This is a genomic window from Nocardioides sp. SYSU D00038 (assembly GCF_016924665.1).
Classification (GTDB): domain Bacteria; phylum Actinomycetota; class Actinomycetes; order Propionibacteriales; family Nocardioidaceae; genus Nocardioides.
Map to the genome: position 1 here is coordinate 174,508 of NZ_JAFFJT010000014.1, position 15,059 is coordinate 189,566.

Here is a 15,059-nt window from a genome sequence, read left to right on the forward strand (position 1 = left end):
CGGGGACGGCCCCCACGCCAGCGGGCCGCGGGCGGTGCGTGTCCGGCTATGCCGCGTTAGTCGTGTGGTTTAGTCTGGTTTCATGCCCAGCCGCGATCCCTACGGGTATCCGCTCACGACCTCCCCCGAGGCGGCCGCGACGTACGCCGCCGGGCTGCTCGACGTGCTGCGGCTGCGCCGGGGCGGCGTCGAGCGGATCGCTGCCGCGGTCGCCCTCGACCCGACGTTCGCGGTCGCCCACGCCGACCTCGCCCTCCTCGGTCACGAGCTCTGCGCCCAGGTCGACGTGCTCGCCCGGCTGCGCGACGCCCGGCTGCACGCCGCCCGGGCCACCGAGCGCGAGCGCAGCCACGTGCACGCCGTGCTGGCCCACGTGGTGCACGGCGACCCCGGCCCCCTCACCGCCCACCTCTCCGCCTGGCCGCGCGACGCGCTGCTGCTGTCGACCGCCGTGCCGACCATCGCCTTCGCCGGCGTGACCGAGGTGCCCGAGGAGGCCTGGCAGATCGTCGAGCGGGCCGCCCCGGCCTACGGCGACGACTGGTGGTTCACCGGCCTGCTCGCCTTCGTGCGCCAGGAGCAGCTCCGCTTCGACGAGGCGATGGAGCTCTCGCACCGGTCACTGGCGGTCGAGCCGGGCGCCGGGCACTCCGCCCACGCGCGCGCCCACGCCCACTACGAGACGGGCGACCACGCGGCCGGCCTGGCCTGGATGGACGGCTGGGTGACCGGCGACGGGGCCGGCACGGACAGCATCAGCCACTTCTCGTGGCACGCCGCGCTGCACGAGCTCTCGCTGGGCGACCTCGACGCGGTCCGTCGGCGCTACGAGGCCCAGCTGCTGCCCTCCCACGGGCTCGGCTGCCGGGCACTGGTCGATACCGGCTCGCTGCTCTTCCGCTGGGCGCTGACCCCCGGCGCCACCGACGTCCCGGGGCTGGACGCGGTGGTCGCCGCCACCGGGCCGGACGTGCTCGCGCGGCCCGCGACGCCGTTCCTCGCCCTGCACGCCGCGGTCGCCCTGCTCGCGCTCGACGACGCCGCGGGCCTGAGCGCACTGGCTCGCTGGGCCGCCGACCACGACCACCCGGTGCAGCGCGGCGTGGTGGCGCCGCTGGCCCGGGCGTTCGGGCAGCTGCAGGCCGGGCGGTGCTCGGCCGCCGCCGACGCGCTAGCCCGCCTCGAGCAGGGGGTACGCCGGCTCGGCGGGTCGGACGCGCAGCGCGAGGTGGTCGAGGAGGCGCGGATCGCCGCGCTGCTCCGGGCCGGGCGCTGGGACGAGGCGCGGATCGTGCTCGACCGTCGGCTCGACCGGCGGCCGTCGCCCCGCGACGCCGCCTGGCGGAACGCGGCGCGGCCACCGGCCGGGTCGCTGACGCCGACGACCTGACGCCGACGACCTGACGCCGGGCTCAGGCCAGGCTGATCTGGTCGCCCTCGACCTTGAGCGGGATCTCCTCGAGCGGCTCGGTGGCCGGTCCGGCGGTGGGCGCGCCGTCCTCGATCGAGAACGAGCTGCCGTGGCAGGTGCAGTTGATGCTGCCCTCGGCGATCTCGGTGACCGGGCACCCCTGGTGGGTGCAGGTGCTGCTGAAGCCCTTGAAGGCGCCCTCGGTCGGCTGGGTGATCACCAGGCCTTCGTCGGGGAGGATGGTGCCGCCGCCGACCTCGATCTCCGAGGTGCCGACCAGGCCGGGGGCCGCAGCCCCGGTGCCGGGGCTCGGCGCCGCGTCGGGGGTCGACGTTCCGGACGACGAGCCCCCGCCCGAGGGAGCGGTCTCGGGCCCGGCGTCGTCGCCCCCGCAGGCGGCGAGCAACGGCAGGCCGAGGCCGGCGGTGACCAGGCCTCCGGTCAGGGAGCGGCGGCTGATGAGGTCGAGGCGCTCGGTCACGGTGTGGTTCCTCTCGGTGCCCGGGACAAGTTGAAACTCACACTACGTGGCTCGGGCCGCCCCGCGGGAGGTAGCGAACCTGAGGGATTGCTGTGAACTCGGGCCGCCGCCCGTGCCGGTGCAATGCCTCAGGCAGACCGTCGCGACCGACTCGTCGCGGCCGTCTTGCGCGCGGCCGTCTTCCGGGTCGGTGCCTTCTTCGCCGCGGCCGTCGTCGTGGCGCTGGTCTTCGCGGCCGACTTCGTGGTGGTCGTCTTGGTGGTCTTCGTGGTGGTCTTCTTGGTGCTCGCCCGCGCCCCAGGGGCCGGCTCGGCCGCTGCCGAGGCGCGCCGCTTCGGCTGGGCCGCCTCGCGGCCCTCGAGCAGCGGCGCCAGGAAGCGGCCGGTGTGGCTGTCGGGGTGGGCCGCCACCTGCTCGGGGGTGCCCTCGGCGACCACGGTGCCGCCGCGCGAGCCACCCTCCGGCCCCATGTCGACGATCCAGTCGGCGGTCTTGATGACGTCGAGGTTGTGCTCGATCACCAGCACCGTGTTGCCCTGGTCGACCAGTCGGCCGAGCACCAGGAGCAGCCTGCGGATGTCCTCGAAGTGGAGGCCGGTGGTCGGCTCGTCGAGGACGTAGACGGTGCGGCCGGTGGAGCGCTTCTGCAGCTCGGAGGAGAGCTTGACCCGCTGGGCCTCGCCGCCCGACAGCGTCGTGGCCGGCTGGCCGAGCCGGACGTAGCCCAGCCCCACCTCGACCAGCGTCTTCATATGCCGGGCGATGGCCGGGACCGCGGCGAAGAAGTCGAGCGCCTCCTCGATCGGCATGTCGAGGACCTCGGCGATGGTCTTGCCCTTGTAGTGGACCTCCAGCGTCTCGCGGTTGTAGCGCGCCCCGTGGCACACCTCGCACGGGACGTAGACGTCGGGCAGGAAGTTCATCTCGATCTTGATGGTGCCGTCGCCGGAGCAGGCCTCGCAGCGGCCGCCCTTGACGTTGAACGAGAAGCGCCCCTGCTGGTAGCCGCGCATCTTGGCCTCCGGCGTCGAGGCGAACAGCTTGCGCACGTGGTCGAAGACGCCGGTGTAGGTGGCCGGGTTGGAGCGCGGGGTGCGGCCGATGGGCGACTGGTCGACGTGGATCACCTTGTCGACGTGCTCGAGGCCGGTGATCGTGCGGTGCCGGCCGGGCACGGTGCGGGCGTTGTAGATCTGCTTGGCCAGCGAGGTGTAGAGGATGTCGTTGACCAGCGTCGACTTTCCGGACCCGGAGACGCCGGTGACCGCGACGAACAGGCCGAGCGGGAAGTGCACGTCGACGTTGCGGAGGTTGTGCTCCTTGGCACCGAGCACCGCCAGCTCGCGGCCCTTGGTGCGCGGACGCCGCACCTCCGGCACCGGGATCTCGCGGCGACCGGAGAGGTACTGCCCGGTGACCGAGTCGGGGTGGGTCCAGAGGTCGGCCACGGTGCCGCTGTGGACCACCTGGCCGCCGTGCTCGCCGGCGCCGGGGCCGATGTCGACCACCCAGTCGGCGGTCTTGATGGTGTCCTCGTCGTGCTCGACGACGATCAGGGTGTTGCCGAGGTCCTTGAGCCGCACGAGGGTCTCGATCAGCCGCTGGTTGTCGCGCTGGTGGAGGCCGATCGACGGCTCGTCGAGGACGTAGAGGACGCCGACCAGGCCGGCGCCGATCTGGGTGGCGAGCCGGATCCGCTGCGCCTCGCCGCCGGACAGCGAGCCGGAGGGCCGGTCGAGCGAGAGGTAGTCGAGGCCGACGTCGAGCAGGAAGTTGAGCCGTTCCTGGATCTCCTTGAGCACCCGCTCGCCGATCTGGCGCTCGCGGGCGGAGAGCCGGACCCCGCGCAGGAACTCGGCGGTCTCGTTGATCGGGAGCGCGCAGACCTCGGCGATGTTCTTGCCGCCGGCGTCCTTGGGGCCGAGCGTCACCGACATCGAGACCGGCTTGAGCCGGCTGCCGCGGCAGACCGGGCAGGGCACCTCGCGCATGTAGCCCTCGAACCGCTCCCGGCTGGTGTCGGACTCCGCCTCGCGGTGCCGCCGCTCGACGTAGGTGCGCACCCCCTCGAACTCCGCGTAGTAGGCGCGCTGGCGGCCGTAGCGGTTGCGGGTGACGACGTGGACCTTGGTGGAGTGGCCGTCGAGCACCGACTTCTGCTGCTTGGGGGTCAGCTGCTCCCACGGGGTGTTGAGGTCGAAGCCGAGCTCGTCACCGAGGGCCCCGAGCAGGCGCAGGAAGTAGTCGGAGACGTGGGCGCCGCTCCACGGCGAGATCGCGCCCTCGCCGAGGGTGGCCGAGGGGTCGGGCACGACCAGCTCGGGGTCGACCTCCATCCGGGTGCCGAGACCCGAGCACTCCGGGCAGGCGCCGAACGGGGAGTTGAACGAGAACGAGCGGGGCTCGAGCTCGTCGGTGTCGATGGTGTGCTCGTTGGGGCAGGCCATCTTCTCGCTGAACCGCAGCTCGCGACCGGGGTCCTTGTCCGGCAGGTCGACGAAGTCGAAGAGCACCAGGCCGCCGGCGAGGTTGAGCGCGGTCTCCACCGAGTCGGTGAGCCGGCGCTTCGACGACTCCTTGACCGCCAGCCGGTCGACGACCACCTCGATGGTGTGCTTCTTCTGCTTGTCCAGCTTGGGCGGGTCGTCGAGGGTGTGGGTCTCGCCGTTGACCCGGGCCCGCGAGAAGCCTTGGGCCTGGAGCTGGCGGAACAGCTCGACGTACTCGCCCTTGCGGCCGCGGATCACCGGCGCCAGCACCTGGAAGCGGGCCCCCTCCTCGAGGGCGAGCACCCGGTCGACGATCTGCTGGGGGGTCTGCCGCTCGATGGGGGCGCCGCACACCGGGCAGTGCGGCCGGCCGGCGCGGGCGTAGAGCAGCCGGAGGTAGTCGTAGACCTCGGTGATGGTGCCGACCGTGGAGCGGGGGTTCTTCGACGTGGACTTCTGGTCGATCGACACCGCCGGCGAGAGGCCCTCGATGAAGTCGACGTCCGGCTTGTCCATCTGGCCGAGGAACTGGCGCGCGTACGCCGACAGCGACTCGACGTAGCGGCGCTGCCCCTCGGCGAAGATCGTGTCGAACGCCAGCGACGACTTGCCGGACCCCGAGAGGCCGGTGAAGACGATGAGGGAGTCGCGCGGCAGGTCGAGCGAGACGTCCTTGAGGTTGTGCTCCCGGGCGCCCCGGATGATGAGCTTCTCCTGCACTGTTTGCGTCCCCTGTGTCGCGTGGTGGTGGCTGGTCCGAGCGTGGTGGCCGGTTCGAACACGTGTTCGCCATCGTAGCGACGTGCACCAGCCCGACACGCCGTCGCTGCACGATCTCACGGGCCGCCGACACCCGGCCCCCGAGGCTGGCGGGCCCCCGGCCCAGCCGCGAGGATGGTCACATGACTCCCCCCGACCAGCAGGACGGTCCCGGGTCCCGGTCCCCCGAGGCGCGGCCGGCAGACCACCGGCAGCTGCTCCAGGAGGCGACCGCGCGGCTGGTCCGCACCGTGGACTCGATGCCCGACGACTCCTTCGCCGCCGACACCATCCTGCCCGGCTGGTCCCGGGCCCACGTGGTGGCCCACGTCGCGCTCAACTCCGAGGCGCTCGCCGGCGTGCTCGAGGGTGTCGTGACCAGGCAGCCGACCACCATGTACGCCTCGCAGGAGCGCCGCGACGCCGACATCGTGGCCCTCGCCGAGGCCGGCCCGCGGGCGCTGCGCGACCGGCTGCTCGCCGGGGCCACCCGGTACGCCGAGGCCCTCGACCTGGTCGGCCCCGAGCACGAGGAGACGACGTTCGAGCGGACGCCCGGCGGCCGGGTGATCCGGGTCGGGGCGGTGCCGCTGATGCGGCTCACCGAGGTGGAGGTCCACCACGCCGACCTCGGCGCCGGCTACGCGGCCCACGACTGGCCGACCGAGTTCGTCGTGCTGCTGCTCGACCGCTGCGCCCGCCGCTACGACGCCAGCCGCGGTTTCACCGCCCGGGCCACCGACCTCGACCGCTCCTGGACCTTCGGCGCGCCGGGGCCGACGGTGACCGGGCCCGCCGCCGACCTGGCCTGGTGGGCCACCGGGCGCGGCGCCGGGGAGGGACTCACCAGCGACGACGGCCTGCTGCCGGGGATCGAGGCGATGTGAGCTACACGGGCGAGGTCGCGCCGGGCGGACCGGCCGACGTGCGCGAGACGTCGGCGTTGCGGATCAGCAAGGTGGCCGTCGACGAGCAGATGTCGAACAACTGCTACCTGCTGACCTGCCGGACGACCGGCGAGCAGGTGCTGGTCGACGCGGCGGCGCAGCCGGAGGTGCTGCTCCCACTGGTGGGCGACGCCGGCCTGGCGGCCGTGGTGACCACCCACCAGCACTGGGACCACCACCGGGCGCTGTCCGACGTCGTGGCCGCCACGGGTGCCGACGTGGTGGCCGGTGAGCCGGACGCCGACGCGATCACCGAGCAGACCGGGGTGCCAGTCACCCGACGGGTCCTCGACGGCGACCTGGTCGAGGTCGGCGCCTGCCGCCTGGAGGTGATCGCCCTCGCCGGCCACACCCCCGGCTCGATCGCGCTGCTGCACGACGACCCGGACGGCCACCCCCACCTGTTCACCGGTGACTCGCTGTTCCCGGGCGGGGTCGGCAACACCTTCGGCGACGAGGCGGCGTTCCGCCGGCTGCTGGGCGAGGTCTCGACCAAGCTCTTCGACCGGCTGCCCGACGACACCTGGTTCTACCCCGGTCACGGCAACGACTCGACGCTGGGCGCGGAGCGACCCCAGCTCGCTGAGTGGCGCGCTAGGGGCTGGTAGCCACGGGCGATCAGCCGGGCCGAGCGGTCTCGGTAGCGACCTGCCAGCGCCAAGACTCGACGCTGCCGCTTCGCGGGAACGTACGGAGCTGATCGATGCCCTCGTCGGTTACGAGATGCACTCCTCCGCCAGGTAGTGCCTCGCCGAGATAGCGACAGCGTGCGACGGTCCACAGCGCCTCCATCTGGATGGTCGCGAGCTGAGTCAGGTACGCGGACTTCTCCGGGTTCACCCACTTCGTCTTGTGGTACCAGACGCCCTTGTTTCGGGTGCCTTCTCTTTCGAGGTACGCCACGTTCACCCCATCCGCACCCAGCCATGCTTCGCGGTTGAGGAGGTCTTCCGTCAACTCTGGCGGCGGCTGGTCAGTGTCTGCTGGCAAGAAGTGGAGGGAGCCCGTGCCCCCGAGCGCGGTGAACCCGTGCTTCACACCGTTGTAGAGCTGGCTGTCGCCATTCACCGTTTGGGCGAGGATGCGGAGCAGGCGCACAGCTGCGTCCCGGTGTGCGATCCAGTCGGCGGACGGCTCGTCGGGCACGTCGCCCAGGAAAACCCAGCCCGCTGCGTTCATCCGGTCCTTAGGCCAGCTGCTGCGTGCGAGTTCATCGAGTTCGTCACGGAACTGGCCGGGGCCCTTCAACGCGGCAATCGTTAGCCAAGGGCACTCGGATTGCGCCTCGTGCGCGAGGTACATGCGCAAGAACGCTTCGGCCACGTGGTGTAGAAGGATCTGCGATTCGGTCACGACGAACCGGGTGTGTGCCGCCTCTCGCTCGACAGCAGCCTCAACGGACTCGTCGGGCTCATCCCGAGCGAGCACCCGGAGGGTGCCCCAGACGGTCTCCTCGCTGATGTTGTCGTCGATGAGGTTCGGGTTCGCCGCGCGCAGGATGAGCATCTGTAGTCGGTCACGAAAGTACGTGCTCGGGTTGGTGGCGTAGAACTCTCGGTTCAGCCGCTCGAAGGGGTCAGAGTGCGACATACGCGGACCCTACGAAGGGCCGCCGACAGGCCAGGCGAACCGCAGTGGAGTGGCCCGGCGCGGTTCCGGCGCGGCGGCGTGGTCCGACGGACGGCTTGCTCACCAGCTCAGGTCGCTGGGAGCGCTCGGCCCTCTTCAGGCGGATCATCGACCGGCTGGCCTCAATGGAGTCCTCGACTGCTTGTCCGGCGCAGCCCTCGATCTTGGCCTCGTGAGGCTCCTCGATTTTGACCGCCCCGACTGAGGCTCGGCGGCAATGTCTAGTGCGGCAGTCAGCTTTGCCCAGCGAAAGGCCCCAAGCCCGCCAATCACAGGTAACGTGCGAGCGTCAGCAACCCACCCGCGGGAAGGGCACCGTCGTGGCCGAGGAACGCAAGGGATTCTGGAAGTCGCTCGCCGACGGGCTCGCGCCAGACCCCGACGTGCTGGCCTCGGGGCAGATCGACAAGGCGGGCACCGTGTTGCGCATCTACCGAGACGGCACGTTCACGACGAAGCGACTGATCGGCGGCACCGAGTCTCCGCGTGAGCGTCTGCTCAGCATCGAGCACGACGCCGACTCGATGCGTCGCAAGTCAATGACCGGGCGGGGCACTGCGGCGGTCTTCACGGGTGGAATGTCGCTCTTCGCAGCGAACAACCGAGGGGTGATCTATGTGACCGTCGTCGGGGATAAGACCGGCGTGCGCACCTACACGACGCGCAATCCCGACGGTCACGTGCTCACCGCGATCCGCTCGCTGAAGGTCGCTGGCGACGCCGTGATCGCTCAGACGAACGCCGCCCCCGCGCCGCCGCCCGCCGCCCCTGCACCAGGACCGAGCACTACTGCTGCGGCGCCAGCGCCGCCAGCGTCGAGCAGCGAGCCGACTCTCCCCGCGCAGCTCCGGCAGCTCGCAGAACTGCTCGAAGCCGGGGTGCTGACCCGCGAAGAGTTCGACGCAGCGAAGGCCCGCCTGCTCGCGGAGTGACCTCCCCTGGGCGATGGGGCGGGGGGTACTAAAGAGAGATGATCGACTAACGGGGAATGTCCGCGCCGTGCGCGGCTGGTGAGCTCAGGCCTCCTCGGCCAGCACCTTGCGGAGCCGGCCGAGCGCACGGTGCCGGGCGACCCGCACCGCGGTGGGGGTCATGCCGAGCGCCGTCGCGGTGGTGGCGACGTCGAGGCCGACCACGTCGACGCAGGCCACCACCTCGGCCTCCCGCGGGCTGAGGTGGGCGAGCAGGAGGCGGGTGGCGTCCTGGTCGTGCACCGCGCCCTCCGGCGACGGGCTGGTGCCCCAAACCGGGTCGGTGCCGTCGACCGCGGTGGCGTCGGTGCGGCGGCGCTGGGCGGTGCGGCGCCGGTTGCTCAACACGTTGCGGGCGATCGTGAACAGCCAGCCGGCGAAGTCGTCGTCGGAGCCGGCGAACTCCCCCAGCTTGGTCGCGGCGGTCAGCCACGCGTCGGCGGCGACGTCCTCGGGGGACGCCGCGGGGTCGCCACTGGGCAGCGACGCGAGCCAGACCACCAGCCGGCGGGCATGGGCCCGGTGCAGCTCGCGCCAGGCGTCCTCGTCGCCCGTGCGGGCGCGGGCGACCAGCGGGCCGTCCTCCCGCGACCGCGCCACGACGCCCTCCGTCCCGCCGGCGGTCCCGCGCGGGACCGATGTGGGCGTGACAGTAACGATCCCGGGGCCCCGTGACATGTTGGAGGCGTGAAGTCCCGTCCGAGCCGCGCCGAGGTGTCGCGCCGCCTGCGTGCCGACCAGGGCACCGGCGTCACCACCGACCACGCTGCCGAGGAGGCCCTCGTGGCCAGGCTGGCGGCCTCCGCTGCCGCCGCCTCGACGGCCGCGCCCCGACGGCCGGCCCGCGCCCGGTCGGCGGTCGTGGCGGTGCTGCTCTCGGGTGCCACGGTCGCGGCCGGCGTCGGCGTGTCGTACGCCGCCGGCATCGTCGAGGCGCCGTGGACCCCCGACACCCCGCCGTCCCGCGAGCGGCCGGTGTCGCCCGACGTCACCGACGGGAACGGCAGCCCGTCGGGTCCCACGTCACCCGGCGACGGGACAGGGCTGCCCGGGCGACCCACCGACGCCACGGCGCCGGGCCGGCCCGAGACCCGTCCCGGCCAGGCCGACCCGGACCACCGGCCCAGCCAGCATCCCGGCCAGGGCGACGACCACCGGCCCAGCGAGCACCCCGGCCAGGGCAACGGCCAGGGGAACGATCCAGGGAACGGCCACCGACCCAGCGAGCATCCCGGCCAGGGCGACGACCACCGGCCGACCGAGCACCCCGGCCAGGGCGGTGGCCCGAAGGATCCGCGGCCGACCCGGTCGCCCGGCCCCGGCGACCGGCCGAGCGAGCACCCCGGCCAGGGCAGCGGCAGTGGCAACGGCGCCGGGCACCGTCCCACGACCCCGCCCGGACAGGCCGCGGACGAGAAAGTCCGGCCAGGGCTGTAACGCCCGGCGCGGGTCGTGACATGACCCCAGTGACCGCTTCGGCGGTCTCCGGGACGCCCGCTGCTCGACCCCCGATTCCTGCAGCGGGCGGCCCCGGGTCGCACCCGCTGCTCGACCCCCCGATTCCGCAGCGGGTCCGGGGCCCGTCCGCGGCCACCACGGGTGGCTGCGGACGGGCCCCGCGTCTCCCTCAGGCGGGCGGGTCGGCCCCGGGGTCGACCAACGGATCGCTGGCGGGGTCGACGACGACCGGCCCGATCCGGGCGTCCCGCGGCGCACCGGTCGTGAACCTCGCCACCGCCTCCGGCGTGACCCGCGCGAGCAGGTCCTGCGCCTCGCGGGACCGGACCCCCGACCAGCCCCGCCGGTAGGACTGCCACGGCTGCCGGACCGCCTGGTCGCCGAGCTCGGCGTACGTCGGCCGCAGGGGGGCCCGCATGCCGCGCGCGGCGTCGGCGACGTAGGAGGCGGTGCCGGCCAGGAAGGCGCGGTAGCGCACGAACCGGTGCCGCTCCCACTGGTGGTCGAGCGGGTCCGGCGAGGCGGCGCGCTCCTCGGGGGTGGCGGCGGGATCGGTGCCCCGCCGGATCGAGGCGAGGTCGGCCCCCGCGGCGTGACCCCGCGCGGCGACCCGCTGGATCTCGGCCGGGCCCATGTCGAGGTTCAGGCCGCCCTCGCCGTCGGCGAGGCGCACGGTGCAGATCCGGTCGCGCTGGCCGACGACCCGGGACCGGGCGTTGTCGCTCCAGCTCTGCATGGTGTTGAGCACGGCGACCAGCAGCTGCCCGACGGTCGACACCTCGGTCACGGGCGGCAGCCGCCCGCGGGTGGGGTCGAGCGGGCGGACGACGTTGTCCTCCGGGGGTGCGGCCGGGTCGGCGCCGCTGGCGAGGTTGATGGCGTAGGTGGGCCGGGTCGGCAGCGGCCGGTCGAAGAGGTGGACCGGGAGGTTGGAGGCGATGCCGCCGTCGGAGAACCAGCAGCGCACCCACCGCAGCTCCCAGCCGCCGTCCGGACCGGGCACCGGCAGCCAGGCGTGCAGCGGCAGCGCCGAGACCAGCAGTGGGAAGGAGAGGCTGATCCGCGCGCCGAGCAGGATCGGCAGGTCCTCCGGGGCGGGCAGGCACACCAGCCCGGCCGCCTCGGCGGCGAGGGCGCGCTCCGAGCCCGGTTCGGGCCGCTCGGCGTGGTCGACGAGGTGCTGCAGGACGTCGGGCGGGAGCAGCGGCTCGAGCTCGGAGCGGCGGAACGCCCACGCGTCAGCGCGCTGGGGGAAGTTGGTGCTGGTGCCGAGCGTGAGGTTGGTCGTGGTGGTGACCAGGTCGACGCCGATCCGGCCGAGGTCGCCGTAGGTGACCGGCGGGCCGTCCGGCCGCCCGGCGAGCTCCTGCACGGTGGCGTGCAGCCAGGCGGTCAGCCCGCCCTGGGCGCCCGGCCGGTCGCTCAGGCCGCTCACGACGCCGAAGGAGTTGTCGCGGACGACGTCCGGTGCGTCGGCCAGCACGCTGCCGACCCGGATCGCCACCAGGAGGACCGCTGCCGCCGCCAGCCCGACGACGACCAGCGGCCCGGCGGCGAGCAGCGCCCCCGGACCGGCGACCGCGACCGCCCCGGCTGCCAGGGCCAGCAGCACGCCGACGGCCGCCAGCACCAGCACGGCGGTGCGCGAGACCCCACCGCGGTCGCGCCACAGCACCCCGACCACCCGTCGCACCCGCGCCGCTGGCGACCCCGGCTGCCGGGCCGACCAGAAGGCGTCGTAGAGCGTGCGGGTCGACTCGGCGGGGGCGAACAGCCGCTCGAGCAGGGTGCGCCCCGCGGTGTCGGTGGCGGCCAGCCGCCCCGGCAGGTCGGCCAGCGTCTCGAACCCGCCGGTCTCACGGCCGAGCTCGGCCGCGGCCGCCGCGACCGCGCCGATCGCGCCCGCCGAGGAGCCGCCCACCGATCGCAGCCGGTGGTCGCGGGCGATCTCGACGATCGCGGGCGGGTAGACGATGCCGCTGGTCACCCCGCCCTTCAGCACCAGGTCGCACTCGAACGGGAGCCGAGACCTCACGTCGCTCATGCGCCGACCGTAGGCGGCGACGCCGACTCCCGCCACGGCCGGCGCGATCGGGCTGCGGTCAGGGTGCGGGCGAGGGCTGGGCGTCGGCGTCGGTGAACGGCGTGCCGCCGCCGAGCGAGTCGCTGACCGCCCCCGGCTCCAGCACCCGGTACGGCGCCGCCGAGGCGACCGCGCGGCCCTGCAGCGCGGCCACCGGGAGGCCGACCCGCGACGCGACCAGCAGCAGGTTGCCGCCGCGGCGGCCGCGCAGGGTCGCCGGCTCGGCGCTCACGACCAGCTCGGGCAGCCGCTCCCGCACCCCGGCCACCACCCGGCGGGTCCAGGCGAACGGCGCCCGGTCGGCCAGGTTGGCCAGCAGCAGCCCGTCGGGGGCCAGCGCCGCGGCCCACCCGGCCACCGCCTCGGCGGTCACCAGGTCGGCCGGGACCCGGCCCTCGTCGTAGGCGTCGAGCACCAGCACGTCGGCGGCGCCCGGACGCAGCCCGGCCTGCCCCGACCGCCCGTCGACCGGGCGGACCTTGATGCCGGCCCCGCGCGGCAGGGGCAACCGGTCGCGGACCAGGGCGGTGAGCTCCTCGTCGGGCTCGAGCACCACCTGGTGGGAGCGCGGCCGGGTGGCGGCGACGTAGCGCGGGAGGGTCAGCCCGGCGCCGCCGACGTGCACGAGGTGCACCGGCTCCCCCGGCGGCCGGCACAGGTCGACCACGTCGGCCATCCGGCGCACGTAGTCGAAGACGATCCGGGTCGGCCGCTCGAGGTCGACGTGGGACTGGTCGCGGCCGTCGCGGCGGACGACGTACCCGGCGAGGTCGGCGACGATCTCGACCCGCGGCACCCGGTGAGGCTACCGGCCGGGCGTCAGCCGCCGTGCGGCGTCGGGCGGTAGACCAGCTCCTGGATCCGCCCGTCGAGGAGCCGGCTGTCGAGCAGCTCGAGGTCCAGGTCGCCGAACCCGTCGAAGACCGGGCGGTCCCCCGTGCGGCCCGAGACGACCGGGAACACCGAGACCTGCACCCGGTCGACCAGGCCGGCGGCGACCAGGGACCGGTTCATCGAGAGGCTGCCGTGGGAGCGCAGCGGCACGGACGACGAGGCCTTCAGCCGGGCGACCACGTCGACCGCGTCGCCGTGCTCGAGGGTGACGTCGGGCCAGTCGAGGTCGTCGGGACCGAGGCTGGTCGACACGACCGTGGTGGGCTGGTCTCGCATCAGCGCGTTGACGTCGTCGAGCTCGGCGAGCTCGCCGGTGCGCGGCCCCATGAAGCGCACGAACTGCCGGAAGGTCCGCGCACCCAGCACCATCCGCTGCCCGGGGTCGTAGGCGGCCCGGCGCCGGTCGAGGAACTCGGGGCCCTGCTTGCCCCAGTAGCCGCCCCAGTCACCGTGCTCGTCGTAGGAGCCGTAGCCATCGAGGGTGCAGAACACGTCCCAGGTGTAGTCGCTCATGCCGGGATGGACCGGACCTGGGCCCGGGAGTCATCGCCGGACCCGGCGGCGGTGAGCCAGCCCCCGTTCCCACGCCACGAACGGCGGCCCACCCACCGCCGCCCGGGGCGGCCAGCGGGCAGCGGTGACCCAGCCCCCGTCCCCACGACGCGGACGGCGGCCCACGCACCGCCGCCCGGTACGCACGCGGCCGGACCGCGCGGCCCGGGCCGGCTCAGTGGTAGGTGACCTTGACCGTGTCGGTCACCGGCACCGACTGACAGCCCAGCCTGATGCCGTCGGCCAGGTCCTCGTCGTCGAGGACGTCGTTGTGCAGCATCTTCACCTCGCCCTCCAGCAGGCGGACGGCGCACGCCGAGCACTCGCCCTCGCGGCAGGAGTACGGCGCCTTCACGCCCTTGGCCTCGAGGTGCTCGAGCATCGTGGTGCCGGGCGCCCAGTCGTCGAAGGTGTGCTCCTGGCCGTCGAGCTCGACCTCGAGCCGCACCGGGCCCTGTGGCTGGTCGGCGTCGCCGGCGGGGTCCTGGGCGGTGTCGTCGGCGTCCGACTCCGCCGCCTCGATCTCGTGCTCGGCCTGCTCCTGCTGCCCGGCGTCGCCGAACGGGTTGCCGCCCAGGGAGACGAACTTCTCCTGGTGCCGGCGCTCGCGCGGGAGGCCCAGCTCCTTGAGCGCCGCGACCGTCAGCTTCATGAACGGTGCCGGGCCGCAGACAAACGCGTCGTAGGAGGCGTACGGCGCCGCGAACGCCCTGACCTGCTCCTGGCTCGGCAGCCCCTGCACCGACTCCAGCCAGTGCACGACGAGCAGCCGGTCCGGGTGGTCGGCGGCGAGCCGGCGGAGCTCGTCGGCGAAGATCACCGACCGCTCGTCGCGGTTGGCGTAGAAGACCACGATCCGCCCGGTGCCCTGCTGGAGCGCGGTGCGGGTGATGGAGATGACGGGGGTGATACCGCTGCCGCCGGCGAACAGCAGCAGGTCGGCGCTGAGCGAGGCCGGGGTGAAGATGCCGCTCGGTGGGAGCGACCGGATGGTGTCGCCGACCCGGAGGTGGTCGCAGATCCAGTTCGAGGCGTAGCCGTCGGCGGTGCGCTTGACCGTGACCGTGAGGTCGCCGCCGCCGACCGGGCTGCTCGACAGCGAGTAGCAGCGCGCGGCCACCCCCGTCCGGTCGCTCGGCACGGCCAGGGTGAGGAACTGCCCCGGCTTGTAGGCGAACGCTTCCTCGGCGCCCTCGGGCACGGCGAACGACACCGAGTGGGCGTCGGCGGTCTCCTCGACGACGTCGACGACCGTCAGGACGTAGGACTCAGGATCCACGGGAACGGGCTCCGCTGGCTCGGGCGACAAGGACTGAGGGTTGGGACGGGGACTGGGGCGGGACTGCGGGGAGCGGCTGGAGGACCCTACGGGGGCGGGCCCGGGA

At 73.7% G+C, this 15,059-nt stretch carries 13 protein-coding genes; 5 read left to right on the forward strand and 8 right to left on the reverse strand.

All coding sequences use genetic code 11. The features are described 5' to 3' along the window. The first annotated feature begins 82 nt into the window (after nt 1–82). Nucleotides 83–1,390 carry a pyridine nucleotide-disulfide oxidoreductase gene (locus tag JT721_RS07790; protein WP_205472380.1) on the forward strand — a complete coding sequence of 436 codons (1,308 nt, stop codon included), beginning with the start codon at nt 83–85 and terminating at the stop codon, nt 1,388–1,390. A gap of 22 nt (nt 1,391–1,412) precedes the next feature. On the opposite strand, the gene JT721_RS07795 is transcribed toward JT721_RS07790, so the two are convergent. Together JT721_RS07795 and uvrA are read right to left on the reverse strand one after the other, a co-directional pair. Continuing rightward, a complete protein-coding gene (locus tag JT721_RS07795; RefSeq protein WP_205472381.1) occupies nt 1,413–1,892 on the reverse strand; it encodes a ubiquinol-cytochrome c reductase iron-sulfur subunit in 480 nt (159 codons plus the stop codon). 128 nt (nt 1,893–2,020) lie between these two features. Beyond that, the gene (gene uvrA, locus JT721_RS07800) at nt 2,021–5,101 is read right to left on the reverse strand and encodes an excinuclease ABC subunit UvrA (RefSeq protein ID WP_205472382.1); all 3,081 of its coding nucleotides are present in this window, start codon (nt 5,099–5,101) and stop codon (nt 2,021–2,023) included. 182 nt (nt 5,102–5,283) lie between these two features. Between uvrA and JT721_RS07805 the strand changes: the two genes are divergently transcribed. Both JT721_RS07805 and JT721_RS07810 read left to right on the forward strand, forming a co-directional pair. Further along, nucleotides 5,284–6,027, forward strand: coding sequence for a maleylpyruvate isomerase family mycothiol-dependent enzyme (locus JT721_RS07805; protein WP_205472383.1), 744 nt, complete (start codon nt 5,284–5,286; stop codon nt 6,025–6,027). Next, on the forward strand, nt 6,024–6,695 hold the full coding sequence (locus JT721_RS07810) for an MBL fold metallo-hydrolase (RefSeq protein WP_307827947.1): 672 nt from the start codon (nt 6,024–6,026) through the stop codon (nt 6,693–6,695). The genes JT721_RS07805 and JT721_RS07810 overlap by 4 nt, the downstream gene beginning before the upstream one ends. A gap of 10 nt (nt 6,696–6,705) precedes the next feature. Here the strand turns inward: JT721_RS07810 and JT721_RS07815 are convergent, their stop codons facing one another. Beyond that, a complete protein-coding gene (locus tag JT721_RS07815; RefSeq protein ID WP_205472384.1) occupies nt 6,706–7,677 on the reverse strand; it encodes a hypothetical protein in 972 nt (323 codons plus the stop codon). Between the two features lie 359 nt (nt 7,678–8,036). Here JT721_RS07815 and JT721_RS21670 point away from each other — a divergent pair, with 359 nt between their 5' ends. Next, complete coding sequence (locus JT721_RS21670; RefSeq protein ID WP_205472385.1) at nt 8,037–8,648, forward strand: SHOCT domain-containing protein; 612 nt, start codon at nt 8,037–8,039, stop codon at nt 8,646–8,648. A gap of 84 nt (nt 8,649–8,732) precedes the next feature. Here the strand turns inward: JT721_RS21670 and JT721_RS07825 are convergent, their stop codons facing one another. Beyond that, the gene (locus JT721_RS07825; protein ID WP_205472386.1) at nt 8,733–9,287 is read right to left on the reverse strand and encodes an RNA polymerase sigma factor; all 555 of its coding nucleotides are present in this window, start codon (nt 9,285–9,287) and stop codon (nt 8,733–8,735) included. An 87-nt stretch (nt 9,288–9,374) separates the two neighbouring features. On the opposite strand from JT721_RS07825, the gene JT721_RS07830 reads away from it, so the two are divergent. Then, complete coding sequence (locus tag JT721_RS07830; RefSeq protein ID WP_205472387.1) at nt 9,375–10,124, forward strand: hypothetical protein; 750 nt, start codon at nt 9,375–9,377, stop codon at nt 10,122–10,124. A 190-nt stretch (nt 10,125–10,314) separates the two neighbouring features. On the opposite strand, the gene JT721_RS07835 is transcribed toward JT721_RS07830, so the two are convergent. From JT721_RS07835 to JT721_RS07850, 4 genes are all read right to left on the reverse strand, one after another. Continuing rightward, nucleotides 10,315–12,189: a hypothetical protein gene (locus JT721_RS07835; RefSeq protein ID WP_205472388.1), complete on the reverse strand. Its 1,875-nt coding sequence runs from the start codon at nt 12,187–12,189 to the stop codon at nt 10,315–10,317. A gap of 58 nt (nt 12,190–12,247) precedes the next feature. Further along, nucleotides 12,248–13,024, reverse strand: a complete 777-nt coding sequence (locus JT721_RS07840; protein ID WP_205472389.1) for a spermidine synthase — start codon at nt 13,022–13,024, stop codon at nt 12,248–12,250. A gap of 23 nt (nt 13,025–13,047) precedes the next feature. Beyond that, the gene (locus tag JT721_RS07845; RefSeq protein WP_205472390.1) at nt 13,048–13,635 is read right to left on the reverse strand and encodes a dihydrofolate reductase family protein; all 588 of its coding nucleotides are present in this window, start codon (nt 13,633–13,635) and stop codon (nt 13,048–13,050) included. A gap of 214 nt (nt 13,636–13,849) precedes the next feature. After that, nucleotides 13,850–14,953, reverse strand: coding sequence for a ferredoxin--NADP reductase (locus JT721_RS07850; protein ID WP_205472391.1), 1,104 nt, complete (start codon nt 14,951–14,953; stop codon nt 13,850–13,852). Nucleotides 14,954–15,059 lie beyond the last annotated feature (106 nt).